Consider the following 15,974-nt stretch of genomic DNA (forward strand, 5'->3'; position numbering starts at 1 on the left):
CGACGAGTACCGCCACGGCCAGGCCAGCGACCCGACCTGGACCGGTATGTCGGAGCTGGCGCGGCGGCCACCGTCGCGCCGCCGGCCGGGCCACCACCGTCGCCGCGGTTCTGACGGTCAGTCTCGGGTGGCTGATCGCGATCTTGGTCGCGCCGCACGTCACCCTCTCACCGGGTGCGCGGATGGTCGCCCTCTTCTGCCACCTGACCTGCCTCGTGGTGGGCTTCGGTGCGGTGCTGACCGTGGACTGGTTCAGCCTGCGCTGGTTGCTGCGCCGGGAACCGCTCGGCACCGTACTGACCGCCGCCCGCGGCGCGCACCTGCTCATCTGGCTGGGTCTGGTGGGTCTGCTCGCCAGTGGGGCCGCCCTCGGACCGGACACGTCGTCCGGGCTGGTCTGGGTCAAGTTGCTCGCGGTGCTGGTGGTCGGCATCAACGGGCTGTTCCTCGGCCGGGTCCGGGATCGACTCGTGGCCGTGCAGGGCCGCCCACCCTGGTCCGCCCTGCTTCCCGGTGTCGCCGCCGCCACGATCTCGCAGCTCGCCTGGTGGACAGCGACAGTCGTCGGCTTCTGGAACGCCAACGGCTGACGGTCGCAGGCCGACGGCCGAGTTGGTGGTCAGGCCGGAGTCGGGTGCCTCTCGGCGAACCGGGCGCGGGTCAGGAACGCGAGCTGGGCCCGCTTGTCCGGCATGTCGATCTCGGAATCGAAGGTGAAGCCCTCGATCTCCAGTCGGCGTAGGGCGAGGTGGTTGCGGACGTCCGGCTCCACCACGATCCGCTGCGCGGCCGGGTCGCGGAACAGGAAGCGGGCGATGGCCGGACCGACAGCGTTGGTGAGGCTGCGGGCGAGGCGTCGGTCGGGGCTGAGCAGCAGGTGCATCCCCACGTCGCCGGGCTGGACGGCATAGCGTTCGCCGACCGGGTCCGCCTCGGGCTGATAGCTCTGGAAGAGGCCGACCGGCTCCCCGTCGACAGTGATCAGGTACGCGTGGTGCGTCGGCAGACTGTCCACAAAGGCGTAGATCTCGCGGACCTCTTCGAGGGTGTGCGAACCCATGCCCCAGAAGGAGTTGCGGGGCAGGGTCACCCAACCGTGCAGGAGTGTGGCGTCCCGGTCCGGGTCCACGGTCACCAACGACAGCTCGCCGAGACCGGCGATCTTCTCCTGGTACGTCATCGGGCGCTGTCCTCTGTTCCGTCCGGGGCGCTACTTAGGTTAACCTCCCCTAACCAAGGATGACCTTACCTGGAGGGGTGCGTGAAACGGAACTGGGAGGCCCTGGTCCTCAAGGCCATGGGAGGGCGGGACTTTCAGTTGACCGTCCTGAGCACCGAGTCAATCGACGGGCACTACCAGCGGCTCCTCCTGGACGGGGGCGGCCTGCTGGAGACGTGCGGGGTGCACCCCACGATGTGGATCCGGCTGTGGTTCGACAACGACGGCCGAGTCCACCAGCGCGCGTACACGCTGGTGGACCCCGACCCGGCCACCGGCCGATTCACACTCGAATTCGCCCTCCACGACGGCTGTGCGGCCCGGTGGGCCACCACGGCCAAGGTCGGCGACACCATCAGCGCGACAGTGCAGGGCAGCGCCTTCGAGCTGCCCGACCCCGCGCCCGAGCACCTCTACCTCGTCGGCGACGCGGCCTCCCTGCCCGCGGTGAACAGCCTGCTCGACGCCGGCGCCGACATTCCGGCGACGGTCTGGCTGGAGTACGCCCACGAGGGCGAGAAGGCGCTCGCGCTGCGGGCCCGGGCGCACCACGACGTCACCTGGGTGCCGCGGCGTGACGCGGGTCAGCATCTCGTCGACACGGTCTGCGCGGCACTGCCGACCAGCGGCGCGGGCCACTACTGGGTGGCCTGCGAGGCGGCCACCACCCGGGGCATCACCCGACACCTGCGCAAGACGCTGGGCGTCGACAAGGACCGGTTGACCTCCCTCGGCTACTGGAAAGCGGCATGAAGGGCCGTCTCGGCACCCTGACCGCGCTGTACGTCACCCAGTACCTCGGCGTCGGCTTCATCACCGTCGGACTCACCGCCATCCTGCGCGACGGCGGCACGTCGCTGGACACGCTGGCGATGTTGCAGATCGTCGGCCTGATCTGGCCCATCAAGTTCCTCTGGGCGCCGATCCTCGACCGGTACGGATCACGGCACCGCGGCCACTACCGCTCCTGGCTGCTCGTGCTCCAGACCGCCCTGGTGCTCGCCCTGCTGGCGCTGCTGCCGTTCGCCAGCCCGGCCGACGCGCTCGGCCCGATCATCGCGATCTGCGCCGCGTACGTGTTCTTCTCGGCCACCCAGGACATCGCCGTGGACGCCGTCGCGGTCCGGATGCTGGCCGACTCGGCCCGGGGCACCGGCAACGGCATCCAGGTCGCCGCGAGCTACCTCGGCAACCTGCTCGGCGGCGGAGCCTGCGTCTTGGTCTACGACCAGTTCGGCTGGGTGCCGGCCATCGGCCTGCTGGCCGCGATGACGGCGGTCGGCCTGCTGGTGGTGTGGCGGTTCCGGGAGCCTCCCCGTACCGATCGGGTGGAACGGGTCGGCGCGGCCTACCGGGCGTTGCTGTCGGTGTTCGGCCAGCCGGGCTGCCGGTGGTGGACCTTCGGCGTGGTGCCGCTCGTCTACGTCGGTGCGGGCATGGCGTACGCCCTGGTCACCCCGGCCCTGGTCGACGCCGGGTGGTCGTTGGGTCGGATCGGCGTCGTCACCGGCGTGGTGATCAGCGCCCCGGCCATCGTGGCGGGCCTTGTCGCGGGGCTCGGGATCGGGCGGTTCGGGCGCAGTGGCGTGCTGGTGGTCGGCGGCGTGGCGCTCACCGTGTCGACGTTGCTGCTGCTGCCGCTGATGAACGGCAACGCTCCGCTGGGCGGGACGGTCGCCGCGCTCTGCTGCTTCATGGTGGCCTACACCATCGCCAACGTCGTGCTCTACACCGTCAACATGGACTACTCCCGGCCCGACACCGGCGGCACCGACTTCACTGTGCTGTCGTCGTTCGGCCTGGTCTGCTCGTTCGTGGCCGCGTCCATCGGTCTCGCGGCGGCCGACCGGGTCGGCTATCCGGCGGTAGCGGTAGCGGCCATCGTGCTGGTGGCCGCCGGGGTCGCCCTCGGCCTCTCTCACCAGCGGCGATTCCCGCACCGGCCTGGCCCCGCCGTCGGCCCGACGGCCGAGCAACCCACCGAGCAGCCCGCAGTGGATGGCGTCAAGGCGGTGGCGTGACCACAGTTCAGCCGGCCACCGACACCGCGACACCGGCACGACTGCCGCAGCGATGGCTCATCCTGGCCGTGCTGTGCGTCGCGCAACTGGTAGTGGTGTTGGACAACACGGTGCTGACCGTGGCGGTGCCGGTGCTCACCACCGAGCTGGGTGCCAGCACCGCCGAGGTGCAGTGGATGATCAACGCGTACGCGTTGGTGCTGTCCGGGTTGCTGCTCACCGCCGGTAGCGCCGCCGACCGGTACGGCCGTCGTCGGATGCTGCTCGCCGGGCTGGTCCTGTTCGGGGTCGGCTCGCTGGCCGCCGGTCTGGCCAGCACCAGTGGGCAGCTGATCGCCGCGCGGGCCGGGATGGGCGTCGGTGGCGCGTTGCTGGTCACCGCGACGCTAGCGGTGGCGATGCAGGTCTTCGACGCCGCCGAGCGGTCCCGGGCGATCGGCATCTGGGCCGCCACCAGCGCGTTGGGGTTCGCCATCGGGCCGCCGATCGGCGGCACGATCCTCGCGCATCTGCCGTGGGGCGCGATCTTCCTGATGAACGTGCCGATCGTGCTGGTCTGCCTGCTTGTCGGTCGCGCGCTGGTCCCCGAGTCCCGCGGGCCGGCCGGCGGCCGACTCGACGTGCTCGGCGCGGTGCTCTCCACCGCCGGCCTGACCGCTGTCGTCTGGGCGATCATCTCCGGGCCGGAGCACGGGTGGGCGTCGCCCGCTGTGCTCGGCGCGGGGGTCGTCGGCGTACTCCTGCTCGGGATCTTCGTGCGGTGGGAGCGACGGATCGCGCACCCGATGCTGGACATGCGCTTCTTCCGGGACCGGCGCTTCGTCGGTGCGATCAGCGGCGTCGTGCTGATCACGTTCGGCGCCACCGGCGCGCTGTTCCTGCTCACCCAGCACCTCCAGTTCGTCAGGGGTTATCCCGCCTGGGAGGCCGGTCTGCGGATGGCGCCCTTCGCGCTGTCCATCGTGCTGCTCAACGTCAGCGGCGTCGTCGCGAGCGTGATCCGTCGGCTCGGCCTGGCGGTCGCCATCGCCGTTGGCATGACGCTGCTCGCGGCCGGTCTCGCGCTGGTCACCCTCTTCCCGTCGGACGGGTACGCGGTGCTGCTTGTCGGGCTGCTCGTCATGGGTGTCGGTTGCGCGCTCGCCAATCCGGCCATCGTCGAGGCGGTGATGAGCGCGATCCCGGCGGCGAAGGCCGGCGCGGGCGCGGGTGTCGACGGCACCATGACCGAGGTCGGCAGCAGCCTCGGCATCGCGGTGCTGGGCGCCGTGCTGAACGCCCGGTTCGCGGCGCTGCTGCCGGCGGCCCTGGCCGGCGCCGGGTCGTTTCCCGCGGCTCTCGCCGCCGCCAGTGAAGGAGCCGAACGGGAGGCCGTGACCGTCGCCTTCGCCTCGGCGCTGGAGACGGGGCAGTTGGTGGGTGCGGCTGCGGTGTTGATCGGTGGCCTGGTGGCCGCCCTGTTGCTACACCGGGCAGATCGCACCAAAACCGCCTTATAAGGGTAGGCTACCCTAATAGTCACATCGTGGTAGTCGACGGAGGCGGTATGCGGCTCTACCTGACCGCGCTCAATCCCACCGACGCTGTCCTGGACGGGTTCCTCCCGGCGGCGGCGTCGCTCGGGCTGTCGGCCACCGTGCTGACCGACCGGCCGGCGGAATGGCCGGCGGACGTGCCTGTGGCGCGCTGCGCGGTCCGCGACCCGGCCGCAGTGGCCGCGGCGGCGGCACCCGCCCGAGCGGTGGCGCTACTGTCCAATAGCGACCATCTCCAGGAGGCCACCGCGATCGCCGCCCGAAAGCTCGGCCTGCCCGGCAAGGACCCGGACGCCGCCCGTCTCTGCAAGGACAAGGCCGCGGCCCGCCGGGCGATCGCCGCTGCGGGCCTCGATCTGGTACGCACCGTCACCGTCGACCCCGGTGCCACGCCGGACGTGCCGCCCGGGATGTTCCCGGCGGTGGTCAAACCCCGCGAGGGGGTGGCCAGTGAGGACGCGTACCTGGTGGCCGACCACACCGAGCTGGTCGCCCGGGTCGCCGAGATCCGTGGTCGGCGGCCGGACGTGGCACTGGTGGTCGAGGAGTACCTCGCCGGCGAGCTGCGGACCTTCGAGACCCTCGGCGACGGCACCGAGCTGGCCTCCCTCGGCGGATGGCGCACCGGGCTCGGTCCGCCGCCGACCTTCACCGAGGAGAGCCTCGCCTGGTCGCCCCCGGCGGAGCAGGCGCGCACCCAACTGCGGGCACGGCTCGACGCGCTCGGGGTCGGCCTCGGGGCCTGCCACACCGAGTACGTCGTCTCCGACGGCCGGGTCCGGCTGATCGAGGTGAACTACCGCCTCATCGGCGACCGGATGGACCTGATCCTCGCCGAACTGCTCGGTGTGCCGTTGTTCGAGTACGTCATCCGGTTGCACCTCGGCGAGCCGCTGGCCGCCCTCGGCCTGCCCGACACCGTCGACCGCTACGCGCAGGTCGAGTACGTCTGCGCGGATCGCTCCGGTCGTCTCGTCGCCGCACCGGGCCCACTCGACACCGTCCACGGCGACCTGCGGCTGGGCTGCCGTCCGCTGCGCGAGGTGGGCCGCACCGCCGAGTACACCGGCACGAACCGCGACTACCTCGCCGTGTTGCACGGAATCGGCCCCGACGAGGGCACCGTCCGGCAGTCGCTGGCCGCCCTCCGCAACGATCTCCAGTGGACCATCGTCGAGTGAGCGACGACTGTGAGCGGGAGGTCTTCGCCCGGGTGCTCGATGCCCTGCTGCGCGAGGATCACCTCGGTCTGCGCAGCGCCGGCCGACCGGACGGGCCCGACTGGTGGCAGGTGCCCCACCCCGCCGGCCTGCTGCGCATACCGGTCCGGGCGGACGGGTTCCAGCAGGCCCTGCGCAGCGCAGCGCCGATGGTGCTGCTGGTGACCCGCGCGGGCGGAACGCAGCGTACGGAGACGCTGAACGGACTGTTGACGTTGCTCGCCCCGCGCGACAACGCCGAGGCCGAGGCCGGCTGGCGGGACTTCGGCGTCGAGTGCCGGGCCGACCTGCGGGCCCGACGGCTCGCCGTCCACAGCCGGGCGCGGGTGCTCACCGAGGTGGCCGCCGAACGCGCGCTCACCCCGACCGGCCTGCCGGCGGCGCTCCTGGACGACGTGCTCGCCGCCCACCACGGCCACCCCGTCTACCCCACCGACAGGTGCCGGCACGGTCTTCGCGACGACGAACTGCTCCGGTACGCCCCGGAGCACGCCCCACGGTTCGCGCTGCGCTGGTACGCCGTTCCGGCCCAGGACGTCCGACTGGCCGGCGAGCTGCCGTCGTGGTGGCCGCGGGCACCGCTACCGGATCAGCTGCTTCTGCCGGCACATCCGATCACAGTGGCCCGCGACGCGCTCCCGGCGGTCGACCTGCCGGTGACTCCGGTGCGACCCACCCTCTCCATGCGGACGGTGGCGCTCGACCACGACCCGTACCTGCACCTCAAACTGCCGCTGCCGACCGCGAGTCTCGGCGCGCGCAACCGACGCACGCTGCAACCGGGCTCGCTCGCCGACGGCGCGGCCGTCGCCGCACTGCTCGACCGGATCGCCACCGCCGAACCCAGCTTCGCCGGTCGGATCCGGCACGCCGACGAGAGCACCTGGGCACATGTCGACGGCGACGAGCGGCGCGGTTTCCTGCTGCGCCGATTTCCGCGCGACCTGGCCGGCGTCCAGGTGGTGCCGGTAGCGGCCCTCGCCGCCGCCGACCCGGTGGCGGGCACGGTCCTCGAACGGATCAGCCCACAGCAGCCCGTCGCACTGCTGGAGTCCTATCTGGACCTGCTGCTCGACTGGCACGTCTTCCTCTGGCTACGCCACGGGATCGCACTGGAGGCGCACCCGCAGAACATCCACCTGCTGGTGCACCCGGACGGCTCTGTCGGCCTGCTCTACAAGGACAACGACGGCGCCCGGCTCGACAGGCGACACGACGGCACGAACGGGCTCGCCCTGCACGACGACCGGATGTGGGCGCGCGACCCGCACGAGTTGACCGACGTGTTCATCACCATCACCCTGCACCTGGCCGCCGCCGCGCCCCTTGTCGCCCTGGCCGCCCGAGGGCTGCCCGTGCCGACACCCGCCGAGGCGCTGGTGCCCCGGCTCGCCGCCGCCCGCGACCGGTGGGGCGACGGACCGGCGGTGCGGACCTTCACCGAGCGGGTCCTGCACGCCACCCAACTGCCCATCAAGGCGATGCTCACCGCCGGCACCCTGCTGCCCAAACAGCGGCTCGGCTGCGCCGACATCAACAAGTACTACCTGCGTACCGGCCCGAACTACCTCCGGGAGACACGATGACGAGCGCCCAGTTGCGCTCCCGGCCGGCCAGCGACACCGGTCAGCGCGCCGACCTGGCCGCCGCCCACGCCGTCTTCGGCTGCCTGTTGCGCGAGCTGGCCCCGCCGGACGGCACCCCGACCGTTGTCGACGGTGCCGTCCGGCTGCTACTGCGGCACCTCGACGTCACAGTGCGCTGCGAGGTCGCGCGAACCTCGCCGCTCGGCGCGCACCGCTACACCGGCCCGGTCCAACGCACCACCGGCGGCGGGCGGTGGGAAGACCTGGACGCGGACGGGTTGGCCGCCCTGGTCGCGGCGGAGCTCACCACACGTACCGGCCTGGTGAACGACGAGTTCGCCGAGCAGGTCCGGGCCAGCCGGGACACAGTGGCCCGACTGCTGGCGGACCGACCCGCCCAGGATCCGACCCCCACGGGTGAGCCCGCCATCGACGCGTACGTCGACTCCGAGCAGTCGCTGGTCTTCGGCCACCCGCACCATCCCACCCCGAAGTGGCGCAGCGGTGACCCGGATAGTTGGCGGGCGTACGCGCCGGAGCTGCGCACGGCGTTCCGGCTGCACTGGCTTGCCGTACCGGACGATCTGACCGCCGACGCCGGGCCGTTCGATCCGCTGGTGGCCGCGCTCGACCCGCCTCGGCCCCCGCGCGGGCACCACGTCCTACCGGTGCACCCCTGGCAGCTGTCGCTGATCCCACCCACCCACCCACGGCTGCGCGACCTGGGGGCGGCCGGCGTGCCGGTACGACCCACGGCGAGCGTCCGTACCCTCTACGCCCCCGAGGCCGACCTGTTCGTGAAGACCAGTCTGCACGTGCGCATCACCAACTGCCTGCGCAAGAACGCCCGCTACGAACTCACCGGCGCGGTGGCGCTGACCGACCTGCTGGCCCGGGTGCCGCTGCCGGACGGGGTGGGGCTGCTCGCCGAGCCCGCCTACCGCACTGTCGACGTTCCCGGCCCGGACGAGGCGTACGGAACGATCCTGCGCAACGGTCTGCGCCCGCACCTGCGTCCGGGCGACACCCCGGTGCTGGCGGCGGCGCTGGCCGCAACGCCGCTGGTGACACCGGATCCGGTGGCCTGGTGGCGCGCGTACGTCGGCCTGCTGGTGCCGGCGGTGCTGAGCAGCTGGCTCAGCCACGGCGTCGTGCACGAGGCGCACCTCCAGAACGTCGTCGTCGTGCTCGACCGGGATCGCCGTCCGGTACGCATGCTGCTGCGCGACCTGGAGGGCGTGAAGCTGGACGCCGACCGGTGGGGCACCTGGCCGGACGGCGTCCCGGGGCAGGCCCGCTACGGTCCCCGGGCCGCGTACCGCCGGATCGTCTACTGCCTGTTCGTCAACCACCTCGGTGGAATCAGCGGGGCCCTCGCCGACGCGCGGCCGGGCATCGAACGGCGGCTGTGGCAGGAGCTGCGCGCCGTCGTCGAGGCGGTGGCCGCCGACCTCGGTGAGCCAGCGGAGCTGCGCGCGCTGCTGACCGGGGAGCCGCTGCTGGCCAAGGCGAACCTGCTGGTCCGGTGGCGGCGTGACGCCGACCGGGCCGCACCGTTCGTGCCGGTGCCGAACCCGATGGGTGGGCCACGATGACCAGACCGGTCTACGTCCACGACCTAGACGCCCTGACCAGGCAGGCCCGAGCCATCCGGGCGGCGCTGCCCCAGCCGGTCGAGCTGCTCTACGCGGTCAAGGCCAACCCGGATCCCGGTGTGCTGCGAACCCTCGCCCCGATCGTCGACGGGTTCGAGGCCGCCAGCCGGGGCGAGCTGCGCAGGCTGGCCGAGGTGCTGCCGGGACGGGCGCCGGCCGCGTACGCCGGGCCGGGCAAGACCGACGCGGACCTCGCCGCCGCTCTCGCCGCCGGGGTGCACCGCATCCACGTCGAGTCACCCAGCGAGCTGGCGCGACTCGGCGCGCTGGCCGCCGAGGCGGGCCAGTCGGCCCAGGTGCTGCTGCGGGTGAACCTACCGGTCGACGCGCCGGGCGCGAGCCTGGTCATGGGCGGTGGACCGAGCCCGTTCGGCATGGACCCGGCCGACGCGATCGCGTGCGCCCATCGCCCGCCGGCCGGCATCGACGTACGCGGAATCCACGCCCACCTGGCCAGCGGACTGGACGCACCGCTCGCCGCGACTGTCGCCGCGGCCGTGGTCGGCTGGGCGGTGGCCGAGGTCGACGCGGCCGAGGTCGACGTCGGCGGCGGCATGACAGTCGACTACACCGACCCGGGCGCGCGGTTCGACTGGGAGGGCTACGGCCAGGCCCTGACGGAGGTCCTCGACAGGCACCCGGGCGTGCGGCTGCGCATCGAGCCGGGCCGGTCGGTCACCGCCCACTGCGGGGCGTACCTCACCGAGGTCGTCGACGTGAAGCGCTCCTACGGCGAGTGGTTCGTGGTGGTGGCCGGCGGGACGCACCACCTGCGGACTCCGGCGGCGAAGGGGCACGCGCAGCCGTTCACGGTGCACCCGCGACAGGGTGCCGGCGGCCCCCGCACCGACGGCGGGCCGGTCACAGTGGTCGGGCAACTCTGCACCCCGAAGGACGTGCTGTCCCGGTCGGCCACCGCGGGGCCGATCGGCGTGGGTGACGTGCTGGCCTTCGCCATGGCCGGGGCGTACGCCTGGAACATCAGCCACCGTGACTTCCTGCTGCACGAGCCCCCGCATTTCCGCACAGGTGACCTGCACGAAGTGGCCGCCGAGTGGGCGGCCCGGCCGCTCGGGACGTGAGCGCGGGAGGCTCGATCGGCTCGGTGTGTTATCGATAACATGCTATCTTTTACCCGGGAGTGAAGGGCACGCTCCCGGTCACCCGAGCCAGCCGGCGAAGACGCGCCGAGGGGCCCCGCCCCTTCCGCCTTTCCGGTCGGTGACCAGTCCGGGCCCCCGTCGATGCCTGGCGACCATTGTTGGTCGTCGAACGGCAAGGAGCCCCAGCAATGCTCAGACGTAGGTTCTTCCTCCCATCCATCGCGGCCGCGGCGCTTCTCCTCGCGGCCACCACCGGCGGCGCGTTGAGCGGCGGTTTCGGTGCGAGCGCGGTGGCCGCCACCAACGGCACCCTCGCGGCGACCGCCGGCTGCGGCAAGGCCCCCACGCTCGCCACCGGGACGCGCACGATTCAGAGCAGCGGCCAGAGCCGCACGTACAACCTGCGGATCCCGGACGGGTACGACCGGAACCGCCAGTACCGGCTGATTTTCGGCTTCCACTGGTTGAACGGCTCGGCCAACAACGTCACCTCGGCCGGTTACTACGGGCTCCAGCCGCTGTCGAACAACAGCACGATCTTCGTTGCTCCACAGGGTCTCAACGCCGGCTGGGCCAACACCAACGGTCGGGACCTGACCCTCTTCGACGACATCTCCCGGCAGATCGAGAACGACCTCTGCGTGGACACCACCCAGCGCTTCGCCCTGGGTTGGAGCTACGGCGGGGCGATGAGTTACGCCGTGGCCTGTGCCCGGCCCACGATCATCCGCGCGGTCACCGTCATCTCCGGCGCGAACCTCAGCGGATGCAACGGGGGCACGCAGCCGGTCGCCTACTTCGGCATCCACGGCATCTACGACAGCGTGCTGAACATCTCCCAGGGTCGGCAGCTGCGCGACACGTTCGTGCGCAACAACGGCTGCACCGCGCAGAGTCCGCGCGAGCCGAGCCGGGGCAGCCTCACCCACATCACCACGACGTACGCGGGTTGCCGGGCCGGCTACCCGGTGCAGTGGGCGGCGTTCGACGGTGACCACACGCCCAGCCCGGTGGACGGGTCGGGCAGCCCCAACGACTCGCGGACCTGGACGTCGGGGGAGATCTGGAGGTTCTTCAGCCAGTTCGAGTCGACCACACCGCCGACGACCCCACCGCCTACCGATCCGCCGCCCACCGATCCGCCGCCGACGACCCCGCCGCCGACCGGGGAGCCCGGCACCTGCACTGCCACCTACCGGACGCTCAACACCTGGCCCGGCGGCTTCCAGGCTGAGGTGACAGTGGCCAACAACTCCACAGCGCCCCTGAACGGCTGGACGGTGGGCCTGACCCTGGCCAGTGGTCAGGCCATCAGCAGTCTCTGGAGCGGCACCAACACGGGCACCACCGGCAGCGTCACCGTCAAGAACGCCGCCTACAACGGCACTGTTGGCCCGAGCGCCTCCACCACCTTCGGGTTCACCGCCACTGGCAACGGTGCCACGGCACCCAGCAACGTCACCTGCACCAGCCCCTGAGTTCGACAGGAGGCGGGCCCGGAGCCGCCTGGCTCCGGGCCCATGGGTGACGCGGGTGTCGAGCGGCCTCGTGAGATCGTCATGGATACCGAAGTGCTGCTTCGTGTAGAAGAGATGATGGATCGTCGCACCGGCAGGCAGTTGCGGCGTTGCAGGAAAAGAGCGCCGCCAACGGCTGCGGGGAGGCATCGGGCAGCTGGCCTGGGCGTTCAGCCGACGGACCCATTGACCGCTCACGAAGGTCGTTGCCTGCGATGATACAAGCGAATGGATTGACGAAATCCTATGGCCGCGTACAGGCGGTGAACGGGGTCAGTTTCGAAGCGCGGCCCGGTCGGGTCACCGGCTTCCTCGGGCTCAACGGGTCTGGGAAGACGACGACCCTCCGGATGCTGCTCGGGCTGACACGTCCGACGGCTGGTGTGATCAGCGGCGGTTGTGGCATGTGTTGGTGAGTCAGGGCCGTACAAGGACCTGCTGACGGTGGTGCCGATCGTGGCGATCCTCGCTGCCTCCTGCGCGTCCATCGTTCGGCGGTCGACATGGCTCCTGCTCGGTAGTGCGGGCTGGTTCGTCTTCGTCGAGGGTCTGATCGGCAGGTTGCAGCTGCCACTGCCGTTCACGTCGCTCATCAGTGCCGGCGCCGGCGACACACGTGGCCTCCTGATCGCCTCCCTGTGGGCCGGCGTGGCCTTCGTCGTGGCAAGCCTCAGCATCGGTCGGGACCTGACGGGCGACTAGGCCGATCGTCAACCACGGGTGGTTCGCACGAGGCCTTGACCAGCGGTGAGCTGGTCAAGGCCTCGATCCTCATTGCGCCGTGCGTGCCCCGCGCGACTAGCTTTCGCCCTCGAGCAGGTCGCGAAGGGTGTCGAGGGCGGCGATCTCCTCCTCGAACGTCTTGCCGACGACCGGGCCGAGGAAGCGCGACAGCCCGCTCGGCTGCCACGCCAGCTTCAGGGTGAGCCGGGTCCCCCCGCCGTCGGCCGGGGTGAGCGTGTATTCGCCCTGGGTGCGTACCACGCTGCCGGTTGCCTGGAATGCCAGACGGCGACCCGGCTCGAACCCGGTCACCTCGTAGTCGGCCGGGATGCGGCTCCCACCGGGGCCCTTGAGTCCCTGCTTGTAGCGAGCGCCGACCCCCTCGCCGGAGACGCGCGCGACGTCGAGCACGTTGGGACGCCAGCGCGCGTCGTTCTCGCCGCGGGCGAGAAATGCGAAGACGACCTCAGGGGTCCGTCCGATCTGCACAGTCTTCTCTGCCGAGGGCACAAGAAACCTTTCTCAGGGGTCAGGGAACGATCTTCATCTGTGCCATCATCCCACTCGCGGAATGGTCGATCATGTGGCAATGGTAGACATATCGGCCAAGATACGGCCCGAATGTCGCCTGGAGTCGGACCGTCTCGCCCGGCCCCACCGAGATGGTGTCCTTCACCCCGGCCTCGCCCGGTGCGGGCGGCTGACCGTTGCGATCCAGCACCCGGAACTGGACCAGGTGGGGGTGGAAGTTGTGCGGGATGCCGAAGAGCGTGTCGCCGTTCGTCACCGTCCACACCTCTGTCGTGTTGCGTTTGATCTCGGTATCAACCCGTTCGGCATCGAACTGTTGCCCGTTGATGAGGAACTGGCCGGTCGACGGGTTGAAGTTGAGCGTGAACGCCCGCTCCTTCGTGGCCGCCGGCAGCGCGGGGATGGTGCTCAGCCGGTCGGGCAACCGGCTGGTGTCGGCGGCGGCCCGGTTGACGTCGAAGCGCAGCACCGGCCCGGCCACCGCGTCGTCGAGGAAGACCTGGCTGCCGACCGGGATCGCGCCGAAGTCGACGACGATCTCGACCCGCTCGCCGGGCGTCAGGCTCCACGAGCGGATCGGCGTCGGCCCGGCGAGCAGCCCGCCGTCACTCGCGATCTGGGCGACCTCGGCGTCGTTGCCGAGCCGCAGGGTGAACGTGCGGAGGTTGGACGCGTTGACGAAGCGCAGCCGGTACTTGCGGGCGGCCACCGGGAAGTAGGGCTGCGGCTTGCCGTTGACGAGGATCGTGTTGCGGAACTGGAAGTCGTCGTGTTCGAAGATCAGGCTCGCGTCGTCGGCGAACCGCGCGTCGCGCAACATGATCGGGATGTCGTGGTTGCCGGTGGGCAACCGCAGTTCGGCCTGGGCTGGGTCGTCGATCAGGAAGAAGCCGGCGAGCCCGCGGAACACGTGCTCGGCCTCCATGTGATGGGCATGGTCGTGGTACCAGAGCGTGGCCGCCCGCTGCTTGTTGGGATAGCTGTAGATCCGGCTCTTCCCCGGGTCCAGCACGTCGGTCGGGAACCCGTCGCTGCTCGACGGCGTGTGGCCTCCGTGCACGTGCACCGCGGTCGGCATGTCGAGGTGGTTGCTGTGGGCGATGACCGCGAGCCGGCCCGTCTTGACCCGGAACGTCGGGCCGGGAAAGAGGCCGTCGTAGGTCAGCACTTCGGTACGCGTCCCGGGCAGGATCTCCGCTTGAGCCTTACGAGTGGAAACGACGTAGAAGTCGGTGTTGGCTACCGAGGCGATCGGCTGCTGCACGGGCGGTATCGGCATCCGGACAGCGAACGGGGCGGTGACGGCCGCGACGTGTGCCGTCTTCCCGTGGCCGGTGTGGGTGCCGTGGGCCGGTGTCGCGGACGGGGTGGAACCGCGCGCCGCTGCCGCCGCGGTGGCCGTGACCAGCGCGGCTGCTCCCGCGGTGGCACCGGCCTTCATGACGTTGCGTCTGCTCACCATTGGTCGCTCCACTCCTGGTGGTCGAGGTCTCGGGTGAACTGTCAGGGAGGCCCCTCGACGCGCCGTCGAAAACTGGTCGCGGCCAAATATGGATTTCACCTTAAGTTTTGGTGTGACTACCAAAAGCTAAGCTTCGATGCTTCCAACGACGCGCGATGAGACCGTAGACTCGTGCGAGTAGTCGGCCGTGACAACTCGTAGAAGGCCGATCCGATCTGAGTGCTTTTGTCGCCCACGACGGGGGGAGTCGGCGACACGGCGGGCAGCCGGCGCTGGGGAGAGCCGTTCGTGCCCGCACCTGGGGAGCAATAGGGCACACACCGGGGGATCCGCAATGGTTGTTGGAAACGATGCGCTGCGGAGGACCGCTGCCGAGGTTCTCGATCGCAGGCATCAACCGATTCTTGCCGCCTACCGTCAGCGTCTTGCCGCTGCGAGTGACGACTTCGAAGGGGCCGCTGGCCTGATCGACAGCTACACGGCGCAGGCCGACGTCCTGCTGCGGGAGACGATGGCCGAGATCCGTCGTGAGACGACCGACCCGCTGTCGACACCGCCGCCGGCCGTGTCCTCTGAGGACGTCGAGCTTCACCCACGCGAGTGCTTTCGCGCGGCCGTCGCCCTGGTCGACATCGTGTTGGCCGATGCGCTGAAGCAGTTGGCTGGCCAGCCCGACCAGGGTGCGGCCCTGGCGCTGGTCGCCGACGCACTCACCCGTACGACACTGACCCGGCTGGTCGACGCGAGTTCGCGCTATGCCGCCGGCCTGATGAACGAGGTCCACCAGGCGCAGATCGCCGAGCGTTCGTTGATCGCGCGCGAGCTGCACGACCGGCTGGGCCACAGCCTCAGCGCGGCGTACCGCAACCTGGAGGCCCACGAGCTCGCCCAGGAACGACGCCACGACGACGTGGACCGCCGAGTGGTCATCGCCCGGGAGTCGCTCCACGACGCGGTCGGCTATCTGCGCGTGCTCATCGCCGACCTTCGGCTTTCTCAGCCCCTCGGATCACTCGACGAGGCGCTGGCCAACTTCCTGTCGACTGTCGAGACGGGCGAGACACGTCTGCACACCGAGATCAACGGCGACGAGTCGTGGGTACCGCCCGAGGTGCTCGACGAGGTGTTCCTGGTCGTCCGCGAAGCGTTGCGCAACGCGGTGGCCCACGCCGGTGCTCGGGTGATCCATGCGGTCATCGACATCACCCCGCACGAGCTGCGGGCCACCGTCGCCGACGACGGGGTGGGCTTCGACCTCGCGACGGTGCGCGACGGCTCCGGCCTGCGCGCGATGGCTGAGCGCGCGGGATCGAGACGTTCGTGAAGACCGTGTCGGTGATCGGGTTCTGCGGCTGCCCGCCGACGTAGTTGGTCTGGAACATGATGCCGCTGTAGGTCGGAT

At 70.8% G+C, this 15,974-nt stretch carries 14 protein-coding genes and 1 pseudogene; 12 read left to right on the top strand and 3 right to left on the bottom strand.

Features of this window, described 5'->3' with window-relative positions; genetic code table 11:
• Nucleotides 1-182: 182 nt before the first annotated feature.
• Nucleotides 183-590: a hypothetical protein gene (locus AB0C20_RS29210; protein WP_357569142.1), complete on the top strand. Its 408-nt coding sequence runs from the start codon at nucleotides 183-185 to the stop codon at nucleotides 588-590.
• A gap of 29 nt (nucleotides 591-619) precedes the next feature.
• On the opposite strand, the gene AB0C20_RS29215 is transcribed toward AB0C20_RS29210, so the two are convergent.
• Complete coding sequence (locus AB0C20_RS29215) at nucleotides 620-1,180, bottom strand: GNAT family N-acetyltransferase (RefSeq protein WP_357186323.1); 561 nt, start codon at nucleotides 1,178-1,180, stop codon at nucleotides 620-622.
• Between the two features lie 81 nt (nucleotides 1,181-1,261).
• Between AB0C20_RS29215 and AB0C20_RS29220 the strand changes: the two genes are divergently transcribed.
• The 10 genes and pseudogenes from AB0C20_RS29220 (at nucleotide 1,262) to AB0C20_RS29265 (ending at nucleotide 12,558) form a co-directional block, all read left to right on the top strand.
• On the top strand, nucleotides 1,262-1,972 hold the full coding sequence (locus AB0C20_RS29220; RefSeq protein WP_357186320.1) for a siderophore-interacting protein: 711 nt from the start codon (nucleotides 1,262-1,264) through the stop codon (nucleotides 1,970-1,972).
• Complete coding sequence (locus AB0C20_RS29225; RefSeq protein WP_357186317.1) at nucleotides 1,969-3,240, top strand: MFS transporter; 1,272 nt, start codon at nucleotides 1,969-1,971, stop codon at nucleotides 3,238-3,240. The genes AB0C20_RS29220 and AB0C20_RS29225 overlap by 4 nt, the downstream gene beginning before the upstream one ends.
• Nucleotides 3,237-4,739, top strand: a complete 1,503-nt coding sequence (locus AB0C20_RS29230; protein ID WP_357569143.1) for an MFS transporter — start codon at nucleotides 3,237-3,239, stop codon at nucleotides 4,737-4,739. The genes AB0C20_RS29225 and AB0C20_RS29230 overlap by 4 nt, the downstream gene beginning before the upstream one ends.
• A gap of 47 nt (nucleotides 4,740-4,786) precedes the next feature.
• Nucleotides 4,787-5,956 carry a siderophore biosynthesis protein gene (locus AB0C20_RS29235; protein ID WP_357569150.1) on the top strand — a complete coding sequence of 390 codons (1,170 nt, stop codon included), beginning with the start codon at nucleotides 4,787-4,789 and terminating at the stop codon, nucleotides 5,954-5,956.
• Nucleotides 5,953-7,581: an IucA/IucC family protein gene (locus tag AB0C20_RS29240; protein WP_357569144.1), complete on the top strand. Its 1,629-nt coding sequence runs from the start codon at nucleotides 5,953-5,955 to the stop codon at nucleotides 7,579-7,581. The genes AB0C20_RS29235 and AB0C20_RS29240 overlap by 4 nt, the downstream gene beginning before the upstream one ends.
• A complete protein-coding gene (locus AB0C20_RS29245) occupies nucleotides 7,578-9,176 on the top strand; it encodes an IucA/IucC family protein (protein WP_357569145.1) in 1,599 nt (532 codons plus the stop codon). Before AB0C20_RS29240 ends, AB0C20_RS29245 begins: the two co-directional genes overlap by 4 nt.
• Nucleotides 9,173-10,318 carry an alanine racemase gene (locus AB0C20_RS29250; RefSeq protein WP_357569146.1) on the top strand — a complete coding sequence of 382 codons (1,146 nt, stop codon included), beginning with the start codon at nucleotides 9,173-9,175 and terminating at the stop codon, nucleotides 10,316-10,318. Before AB0C20_RS29245 ends, AB0C20_RS29250 begins: the two co-directional genes overlap by 4 nt.
• Before the next feature lie 209 nt (nucleotides 10,319-10,527).
• Nucleotides 10,528-11,817 (top strand): cellulose binding domain-containing protein, encoded by a 1,290-nt coding sequence (locus AB0C20_RS29255; RefSeq protein ID WP_357186301.1) that lies wholly within the window; start codon nucleotides 10,528-10,530, stop codon nucleotides 11,815-11,817.
• Between the two features lie 254 nt (nucleotides 11,818-12,071).
• Nucleotides 12,072-12,239, top strand: a pseudogene (locus tag AB0C20_RS29260) (ATP-binding cassette domain-containing protein); the annotation flags it as partial.
• 73 nt (nucleotides 12,240-12,312) lie between these two features.
• Nucleotides 12,313-12,558 (top strand): hypothetical protein, encoded by a 246-nt coding sequence (locus AB0C20_RS29265; protein ID WP_357186298.1) that lies wholly within the window; start codon nucleotides 12,313-12,315, stop codon nucleotides 12,556-12,558.
• A 96-nt stretch (nucleotides 12,559-12,654) separates the two neighbouring features.
• Here AB0C20_RS29265 and AB0C20_RS29270 read toward each other — a convergent pair whose 3' ends face one another.
• Together AB0C20_RS29270 and AB0C20_RS29275 are read right to left on the bottom strand one after the other, a co-directional pair.
• Nucleotides 12,655-13,089 (bottom strand): SRPBCC family protein, encoded by a 435-nt coding sequence (locus AB0C20_RS29270; RefSeq protein WP_357569147.1) that lies wholly within the window; start codon nucleotides 13,087-13,089, stop codon nucleotides 12,655-12,657.
• A 19-nt stretch (nucleotides 13,090-13,108) separates the two neighbouring features.
• Nucleotides 13,109-14,572, bottom strand: coding sequence for a multicopper oxidase domain-containing protein (locus AB0C20_RS29275; protein WP_357569148.1), 1,464 nt, complete (start codon nucleotides 14,570-14,572; stop codon nucleotides 13,109-13,111).
• A 334-nt stretch (nucleotides 14,573-14,906) separates the two neighbouring features.
• On the opposite strand from AB0C20_RS29275, the gene AB0C20_RS29280 reads away from it, so the two are divergent.
• Entirely contained in the window at nucleotides 14,907-15,896 is a 990-nt protein-coding gene (locus AB0C20_RS29280) for a histidine kinase (RefSeq protein WP_357569149.1), read from the top strand.
• Nucleotides 15,897-15,974 lie beyond the last annotated feature (78 nt).

The organism is Micromonospora sp. NPDC048843 (assembly GCF_040649965.1).
Taxonomy (GTDB): Bacteria; Actinomycetota; Actinomycetes; order Mycobacteriales; family Micromonosporaceae; genus Micromonospora; species Micromonospora hortensis.

Excerpts from the sequence above, each read along its gene's own strand:
- AB0C20_RS29210 (WP_357569142.1), top strand. The coding sequence starts at position 183 with ATGGTCGCCCTCTTCTGCCACCTGACCTGCCTCGTGGTGGGCTTCGGT.
- AB0C20_RS29215 (WP_357186323.1), bottom strand. The coding sequence starts at position 1,180 with ATGACGTACCAGGAGAAGATCGCCGGTCTCGGCGAGCTGTCGTTGGTG.
- AB0C20_RS29225 (WP_357186317.1), top strand. The coding sequence starts at position 1,969 with ATGAAGGGCCGTCTCGGCACCCTGACCGCGCTGTACGTCACCCAGTAC.
- AB0C20_RS29235 (WP_357569150.1), top strand. The coding sequence starts at position 4,787 with ATGCGGCTCTACCTGACCGCGCTCAATCCCACCGACGCTGTCCTGGAC.
- AB0C20_RS29245 (WP_357569145.1), top strand. The coding sequence starts at position 7,578 with ATGACGAGCGCCCAGTTGCGCTCCCGGCCGGCCAGCGACACCGGTCAG.
- AB0C20_RS29250 (WP_357569146.1), top strand. The coding sequence starts at position 9,173 with ATGACCAGACCGGTCTACGTCCACGACCTAGACGCCCTGACCAGGCAG.
- AB0C20_RS29255 (WP_357186301.1), top strand. The coding sequence starts at position 10,528 with ATGCTCAGACGTAGGTTCTTCCTCCCATCCATCGCGGCCGCGGCGCTT.
- AB0C20_RS29275 (WP_357569148.1), bottom strand. The coding sequence starts at position 14,572 with ATGGTGAGCAGACGCAACGTCATGAAGGCCGGTGCCACCGCGGGAGCA.
- AB0C20_RS29280 (WP_357569149.1), top strand. The coding sequence starts at position 14,907 with ATGGTTGTTGGAAACGATGCGCTGCGGAGGACCGCTGCCGAGGTTCTC.